Annotated in this window: 7 protein-coding genes; all 7 read left to right on the forward strand. The window is 33.4% G+C overall.

Annotated features, from left to right (window positions below):
• Nucleotides 1-101 precede the first annotated feature (101 nt).
• Nucleotides 102-824: a hypothetical protein gene (locus QZZ51_RS15170; RefSeq protein ID WP_291871192.1), complete on the forward strand. Its 723-nt coding sequence runs from the start codon at nucleotides 102-104 to the stop codon at nucleotides 822-824.
• Nucleotides 817-2001, forward strand: a complete 1185-nt coding sequence (locus QZZ51_RS15175) for a hypothetical protein (protein ID WP_291871194.1) — start codon at nucleotides 817-819, stop codon at nucleotides 1999-2001. The genes QZZ51_RS15170 and QZZ51_RS15175 overlap by 8 nt, the downstream gene beginning before the upstream one ends.
• Nucleotides 2002-2114: 113 nt before the next feature.
• On the forward strand, nucleotides 2115-3092 hold the full coding sequence (locus QZZ51_RS15180) for a MoxR family ATPase (RefSeq protein WP_291871196.1): 978 nt from the start codon (nucleotides 2115-2117) through the stop codon (nucleotides 3090-3092).
• Nucleotides 3093-3110: 18 nt separating this feature from the next.
• Nucleotides 3111-4475, forward strand: a complete 1365-nt coding sequence (locus QZZ51_RS15185) for a DUF58 domain-containing protein (protein WP_291871198.1) — start codon at nucleotides 3111-3113, stop codon at nucleotides 4473-4475.
• A 132-nt stretch (nucleotides 4476-4607) separates the two neighbouring features.
• Nucleotides 4608-5612, forward strand: coding sequence for a homocysteine S-methyltransferase family protein (locus tag QZZ51_RS15190; protein ID WP_291871204.1), 1005 nt, complete (start codon nucleotides 4608-4610; stop codon nucleotides 5610-5612).
• A gap of 31 nt (nucleotides 5613-5643) precedes the next feature.
• Nucleotides 5644-5997, forward strand: coding sequence for a four helix bundle protein (locus tag QZZ51_RS15195; protein ID WP_291871200.1), 354 nt, complete (start codon nucleotides 5644-5646; stop codon nucleotides 5995-5997).
• Nucleotides 5994-8726, forward strand: a complete 2733-nt coding sequence (gene metH, locus QZZ51_RS15200) for a methionine synthase (RefSeq protein ID WP_291871202.1) — start codon at nucleotides 5994-5996, stop codon at nucleotides 8724-8726. The genes QZZ51_RS15195 and metH overlap by 4 nt, the downstream gene beginning before the upstream one ends.
• Nucleotides 8727-8852 lie beyond the last annotated feature (126 nt).

Below are 8852 nucleotides of genomic sequence, written 5' to 3' on the forward strand. Positions count from 1 at the left end.
TTTTTTGGCACTCTTTATAATTTTAGGAACCCTTAGTTTAATATCTTATTACTACTTAATATATCCGTTTAAGGTATATAAGAAAACAATTCCTACAAATTTTGAAAAATAAGAGAGCCCTTCATTTTATACTATTTGTTTATTCCTTTTTTATAGGAATACCTATTGTTGTTGGACAAGAAAACACAATTCCGGATACACCAGAAGAGGTTCGTTCTTTATCTAATTCTTTCAAAGAAGAATACCAAGGAACCAATTATGATTATGTAGAATCTATTTCTTGGTGGGATACATTTACTGCTTGGTTAATAGATAAAATTAGTAGTTGGTTTAGTATCGAAAATAAAGGTGCGGCTGATTTGTTAGGGAACTTAAAGCTAATTTTTTACATACTAGTTATTCTTGGGGTTGTTTATATTATTGTAAAAATGGTTTTAAACAAGGAGGGCAGATGGTTCTTTCGAAGAAAGAAAGAGGAAACTAATGAACTTAATTATGATATAGGAGAAAATATTCACGAGGTAAATTTCAAGGTCTTAATAGCAGAAGCATTGCAGAACAAAGATTATCGATTGGCAGTACGTTATAATTATCTTTTACTTCTTAAAAAGTTAGATGACTTTAATGTAATTAGTTACGATTCTCAAAAAACAGCCTACGATTACCAAATAGCATTGGAGGGAACACCACATTCCACAGGTTTTAATAAAGCAACCTATTACTACACCTATATCTGGTATGGAGAATTTTCTATAGACGAAGAAGAATATAAAACAGCATCCTCTGTGTATGCGCAAATTTTAAAATCCTTTAAAAATGCGTAAAAATATACTACTTATACTTGGCGGGGTTTTATTGGTATTTATTCTAATAGTTACAAATCAGAGTAACGAGGTAGATTGGACGCCTACTTTTGATGAAACGGAAACAAAACCATTAGACACAAAGATTTTTTACGAACAACTCCCTTTCTATTTTAAAGAAGAATCGGTTAAAAAAATATACACCACTTTTTACGAGTACGATCAGCATTTGCGAATACAAGAAAAAGATACTTTAAAAAATTATGTTAGTATTTCTGGTAGATATACTATAGATGACACTTCATTTAATTCCTTGTTACAGTATGTAGAATATGGTAATGATGCTTTTATATCGGCATATTATTTTCCAAGATATGTGCAAGATACTTTAGGTTTTAAAATAACGTATGATCCTGTAGAGATAAAGAAAAAAGAAAGAACATTATTTTTAAATTATGTAAGCGACACCTTGAAATATACACCTAAAGTACCTTTTGGAACTAGTTATGTTTCCGATTCTACAGCGGGAGTCAAAAGATTAGGGTATTTAAAATCAGAAGAAGGTAAGGAGCATGCCAATTTTATTGGTATACCTTATGGCGATGGTATATTTTATATACACACAACGCCAGAAGTTTTTACAAACTATCAGATGTTAGAGGTAGATAATACAGACTATGTAAGTACGGTAATATCTTATTTACCACCAAAGCCAATTTTGGTAGATAAAGCAGTAAAACTAGACCCAGAAATTAGTCAAAGTCCACTACGGTATATTTTATCTAAAGAACCCTTAAAATGGGGTTGGTATTTGTTGTTAGTGGCTATAGGTTTATTTATGTTGTTTAATGCAAAACGTAGACAACGGATTATTCCAATAAAAGAACCTTTAAAAAATAGTACAACAGAGTTTGTACAAACGGTTAGTAATTTACATTACGAAGCACAAGATTATAATGGTATTATTCAAAAAGTAATGGTGTACTTTTTAGAGCATGTGCGTAGCACCTATCATTTGTCTACGGAACATTTAAATGAAGATTTTGTAACTAAATTAGCATTACGTTCGGGTACCCCAATAGAAGATATACAGCAATTAGTGAGTTTAATATTAAAAATGAAATCACATTCATTTAGAACCAAAGAACCATTGATTACTTTGAATAAAGAAATAGAGAAATTCTATAAAGGAAAATAGCCTTTTTAATCGCAGGGCGATAGCCTTATTGGGTTTAATTTCCCGACGGCTGTGTCTAGGTCATTTAAGAGAAAAAACATGAAATACCCATTCCTGGGTCAAAACAATATAGTATGGAAAACGATATTCAATTTAATAGTAGATTAAACTTAGAAGAGCTTAAAGCAGGAGTCGCTCAGATAAAGGCAGAGCTTTCTAAAGTTATTGTTGGGCAAAAGCACATAGCGAATCTTTTAATTACAGCGCTCCTAGCGGAAGGTCATGTTTTGTTAGAAGGTGTACCTGGTGTTGCCAAAACTATTACAGCAAAGTTATTGGCAAAATCTCTTGAGGTAGATTTTAGTAGAATACAGTTTACGCCAGATTTAATGCCATCGGATGTATTGGGGACGTCTATTTTTAATTTAAAAACTTCAAATTTTGAATTTAAAAAAGGCCCTATTTTTTCTAATATTATTTTGGTGGATGAAATAAATAGAGCTCCCGCAAAAACGCAAGCCGCTTTATTTGAAGTAATGGAGGAAAGGCAAGTAACTATGGATGGTGTACAATATCCGTTAGAGGCTCCTTACATGATTTTAGCAACGCAAAATCCAATAGAGCAAGAAGGAACCTACCGTTTGCCAGAGGCGCAGTTAGACCGTTTTTTGTTTAAAATAACTATAGATTATCCTAATTTAGAAGATGAGATTGAAATTATAACCAGAGAGCACCAACTTAAAACCACCAAGCTAGCGCAAATTACAAATAGCTTAAGTAGAGAAAAAATAATAGCATACCAAGGGTTAATTTCTCAAGTAATTGTGGAGCCACATTTAATACAATATATAGCAGAAATTATATTAAATACGCGGAATAATCCATTTTTATATTTAGGAGCTTCCCCTAGAGCTTCTATTGCAGTTCTAAAAGCAAGTAAAGCCTTTGCTGCTATAAATGGAAGAGATTTTGTTACTCCAGAAGATATAAAGCAAATTGCTATTCCGGTATTACAGCACAGAGTAATAATTACTCCAGAAAGGGAAATGGAAGGAATAACATCCGTTCAGATAATCAATGATATTTTACAAAGTGTAGAAATTCCAAAATAACGGAAGTACGTATTGGAAATGAAAAAATCAGAAAAATCTAACATAGGATTAGTACAGTTTTTTAAAGACTTGTTTTTAAACAATCGCTTTTTTTATGCGATGTTTGGAATCATAGTTCTTTTTGTACTTAGTTTTATTTTTCCGAGTTTATTAGTGCTATCTAAGCTTTTGTTTTTTGTTTTTGTTGCGCTTGTATTCATAGATGTTTTAATTCTTTTTGGTAGTAAAAAAGGTATAGAAGCAAATAGAGAATTACCAGAAAAATTTTCTAATGGCGATGCCAATAATGTTCCGATTTCGATTACCAATCATTATTCTTTAAAAATGTATTGTACGGTAATAGATGAATTGCCAATGCAATTTCAGGAACGAGACTTTAGTATTAATACCGCTATAGCTGCTAACCAAAAAGAACAGCTTACATATAGTGTGCGCCCAACCGAAAGGGGAGAATATGTTTTTGGAGCATTACATATATATGCTTGTAGTAAGATAGGTTTTGCAATGCGAAGGTTTTCTTTTGGAGAATCGCAAATGGTAAAAACATATCCTAGTTTTTTACAACTAAAAAAATATGACTTAATCTCATTAAACCAGAGTAGCCTACAATTTGGAATAAAGAAAATTAGACGTATTGGTAATTCGTTTGAGTTTGAACAAATTAAAGATTATGTACAAGGGGATAATATAAAAGATGTTAATTGGAAGGCTACAGCTAAAAGAAACCAGTTAATGGTGAACCAGTTTCAAGACGAAAAATCGCAACAAGTATATTCTATAATAGATAAGGGAAGGGTAATGAAAATGCCTTTTGATAATCTTAGTTTGTTAGATTATGCTATAAATGCAGCTTTAGTTATAAGTAGTGTTGTTGTTCGTAAACACGATAAAGCGGGTGTTTTTTCCTTTTCTAGAAAACCAGAGAATTTTGTGGTTGCTGAGCGTAGAAATGCACAAATGAGTTTAATTCAAGAGTCGCTCTATAATATAAATACAGATTATAGTGAATCCGATTTCGGAAATTTATATGGCCATATAAAAAGAAAAATAACAACAAGAAGCTTACTGTTGCTCTATACTAATTTTGGTAGTTTAGATGCGGTACATCGCCAAATGAATTATTTAAGAGCAATTAATAAAAGCCATATGTTGGTAGTGGTTTTCTTTAAGAATACAGAATTAGAATCATTAAAAACGCAAGAAGCCAAGAATACACAAGAAATATTTGACAAAACTATAGCAGAAAAGTTTAGTTACGATAAAAAATTAATTGTGGCAGAACTTAATAAATTCGGAATTCAAACCATTCTTACCGAACCACAAAACTTAACGATAGATACTATCAATAAGTATTTAGAGATTAAGGCAAAGGGCCTATTGTAGTTCCTTTTTTAACATCTATTTTCATTCCTGTTGTATCCTGTTTCTGGGCTTGGTAAAAACTAAGCTATAGTCTACCTTAGCAAATCCTAAAATTTAAAGTAATTTTTGCAAGATATTGGAGACCTAATTGCTATGAAAAAGAATATTCAAGATTTATTAAAAGAACGAATTTTAGTGTTAGATGGGGCTATGGGTACCATGTTGCAACGTTATAAATTTACGGAAGAAGATTTTCGTGGGGAGCGTTTTAAAGATTGGGAATCTCCATTGCAAGGGAATAACGATTTGTTGTCTTTAACCCAACCAGAAGCTATTGCAGAAGTGCATAGAAAATATTTTGCTGCGGGAGCAGATATTGTAGAAACCAATACCTTTTCTAGTACTACTATTGCCATGGCAGATTATAATATGGAAGAATTGGTGTACGATTTAAATTATGAATCAGCCAGAATAGCCAAAATGGTTGCGGATGAGTTTACAGCAAAAGAACCAAATAAACCACGTTTTGTAGTTGGTAGTATTGGGCCTACCAATAAAACGGCAAGTATGTCTCCAGATGTAAATGACCCTGGATATAGAGCAGTTTCTTTTGATGAGCTTAGAATTGCATATAAGCAACAAGTAGAAGCATTATTAGATGGTGGTTCGGATATGCTCATGGTGGAAACTATTTTTGATACACTGAATGCTAAAGCCGCTCTTTTTGCTATTGAAGAAGTAAAAGAAGAGCGTAATATAGAAGTGCCAATTATGGTTAGTGGTACTATTACAGATGCATCAGGAAGAACGTTGTCTGGACAGACGGCAGAAGCATTTTTAATATCTGTTTCTCATATTCCTATTTTGTCTGTTGGGTTTAATTGTGCTTTAGGAGCAAGTCAGCTCGTGCCACATTTAGAAGTTATTTCAGCAAAGACAAACCATGCAATATCAGCGCACCCTAATGCGGGGTTACCAAATGCATTTGGAGAGTATGATGAAACGCCAGACCAAATGGCAGCCCAAATAAAAGAATACGCAGAGAAGAATTTGGTGAATATAGTTGGCGGATGTTGCGGAACTACGCCAGAACATATTACTGCAATAGCGGAAGTTGTTAAAGAGTTTAAGCCGAGGCCGTTGTACGTTAACCGTTAATCGTTTTTCGTTAATATTAAATAATTATAAATTGGATTATAAAGAATTAGATGTTTGGTCACAGGCTCGTAAATTGGTAAAATCAGTTTATGTTATAACGGAGTTTTTTCCTAAGCAAGAACAATACGGACTTACATCACAGATAAGAAGATGTGTTGTATCTGTTTCCTCTAATATAGCTGAAGGTTGTGGTAGAAGAACATCAGCAGATACGATTCGTTTTTTGCATATTTCAAGAGGGTCTTTATATGAATTGGAAACACAGTTAATTTTGGCAAACGATTTAGAATATATAAAATCTGATATTAATATTGTTTTAGGTGATGTGGAAAGAGTAAAAAAGTTGTTGAGCGGTTTTATTAATTATCAAAGGAAAATAGGATGAGCAACGAGCAACGAATAACGAATAACGAGAAACCATCTAAGAACCAAGACCCAAGAAGGTACCTAAAGCTTTCGGGCTTAGAACCACTAGTATTATCAGCAGAGACTAACTTTGTTAATGTTGGCGAAAGAACCAATGTAGCAGGTTCTAAGAAATTTTTACGCTTAATAAAAGAAGAAAAGTTTGAAGAGGCTTTAGATGTTGCTCGTGATCAAGTAGAAGGTGGAGCCCAGATTATAGATATTAATATGGATGACGGACTTATCGATGGTAAAGAAGCCATGGTTAAGTTCTTAAATCTTGTAATAGCAGAGCCAGATATTTCTAGAGTTCCTATTATGATAGATAGCTCTAAATGGGATATTATAGAAGCTGGTTTGCAAGTTGTTCAAGGAAAATGTGTTGTAAATTCTATTAGCTTAAAAGAAGGAAAAGAACAATTCATTTATCATGCTAAGCTTATAAAAAGATACGGAGCAGCTGTAATTGTTATGGCTTTTGATGAGGTTGGGCAGGCAGATAATTACGAACGTAGATTAGAGATATCGAAACGCTCGTATGATATTCTAGTAAATGAGGTAAATTTTGCTCCGGAAGACATCATATTCGATTTAAATATATTTCCTGTAGCAACAGGGATGGATGAGCATAAATTAAATGCTTTAGATTTTATAAAAGCTACAAAATGGGTGAAAGAAAATTTACCGCATTGTAGTGTTAGTGGTGGGGTAAGTAATGTATCCTTTAGTTTTAGAGGTAACAACCCGGTTCGGGAAGCTATGCATTCTGTGTTTTTATATCATGCCATACAAGCAGGTATGAATATGGGTATTGTTAACCCAGCTATGTTAGAGGTTTATGATGATATTCCTAAAGATTTACTACAGCATGTAGAAGATGTTATTCTCAATAGAAGAGACGATGCTACAGAGCGTTTGCTAGATTTTGCAGAATCTGTTGTTGGTAAAGCCAAAGAAAGTAAGATAGATTTATCTTGGCGAGAAGAACCGTTACAAAATAGAATAACCAGAGCATTAGTTAAAGGAATTGATCAATACGTTTTAGAAGATATTGAAGAAGCGCGTTTAGCTGCATCAAAACCAATTGAAGTTATAGAAGGAAATTTAATGACGGGAATGAATGTTGTTGGAGATCTATTTGGTAGCGGAAAAATGTTTTTACCTCAGGTAGTAAAATCTGCTCGAGTAATGAAAAAAGCAGTGGCTTATTTATTGCCATATATAGAAGAAGAAAAACTTAAAAACCCACAAGAAGGAGACGATAAAGGTGCTGGGAAAATATTAATGGCAACTGTAAAAGGAGATGTTCATGATATTGGTAAAAATATTGTTAGTGTTGTTTTAGCTTGTAACAATTACGAAATTGTAGACATGGGTGTAATGGTACCGCCAGAAAAGATAATAAATAAAGCTAAAGAGGAGAATGTAGATATTATTGGCCTTAGTGGTTTAATAACACCATCTTTAGATGAAATGGTTTTCTTGGCAAAAGAAATGGAGCGCCAGGATTTTTCAGTCCCTCTCCTTATTGGTGGTGCAACAACAAGTAAAGCACATACCGCTGTAAAAATTGATCCGCAATATAGCAATGCTGTAGTGCATGTAAATGATGCCTCTAGAGCTGTAACCGTGGTTGGAGATTTATTGCACAAAGAAAATTCTAAGAAATATAAGAATGGAATTAAACTCGATTATGAAGAGTTTAGAGATAAATTTTTAAAACGAACCAAGAAAAAGGAATTTAAAACTTTGGCAGCAGCTAGAGATAATAGATTTAAAATAGATTGGAGTACATCGGATATTAAAAAACCCAAGAGACTTGGTGTTCAGGTTATAGAAGATGTTTCTTTAGAGAAATTGGAATCTTATATAGATTGGTCTCCGTTTTTTAGAGGATGGGAATTACATGGAAAATACCCAGCTATTTTAACAGATGAAGTAGTAGGTGAGCAGGCTACAGAATTGTTTGCAGATGCACAGCAAATGCTACAGAAAATTTTTAAAGAAAAATTATTTACGGCTCGTGCTATTTTTGGATTGTTTCCTGCTAACGCAGTAGGTATAGATGATATTGAAGTTACGCATGCCGATAAAACGTATATGTTTAGAACATTACGCCAGCAATTAAAACGTAGAGAGGGAGTTGCAGATTATGCCTTGGCAGATTTTATAGCTCCTAAAGACAGTGGAAAACAAGATTATATAGGTTGTTTCTGTGTTAGTACAGGTTTTGGAGTGGATGAAATTGCAGATGCTTACAGAAAAGATTTAGACGATTATAATTCTATTTTAATTAAAGCCTTAGCAGATCGTTTGGCAGAGGCCTATGCAGAATATTTACATAAAGAAGTGCGTATAAGCCATTGGGGATATGCAGCGAACGAATCTTTAATTAATGAAGATTTAATTAATGAAGGCTATAAAGGTATTAGGCCAGCTCCAGGATACCCAGCATGCCCAGACCATTTAGAAAAACTAACTATTTGGGAGCTTTTAAATGTAGAGGAAAAAATCGGGGTTAAGTTAACAGAGAGCTTGGCTATGTGGCCAGCATCTAGTGTTAGTGGCTATTATTTTGCAAACGAAGAAGCACGTTATTTTGGTTTGGGTAAAATTAAGGAAGACCAAGTTGCAGATTTTGCTGAGCGTAAAGGTATACCTTTAGAAGAGGCTACAAAATGGTTGGCAACAAACATATCGGATGAATAGTTTTAAAAAATATATAGAGGTAAGCCTGGGTAGTTATAGAGTTAGTCATGGATACGATGAAAATAATAACGAGATTTTTCAATCTTTTCAAGAGGAGGGTTTTGCTAAAAAATTAGTCGCTGTTAC

This window comes from Maribacter sp., from assembly GCF_016744255.1.
Taxonomy (GTDB): domain Bacteria; phylum Bacteroidota; class Bacteroidia; order Flavobacteriales; family Flavobacteriaceae; genus Maribacter_B.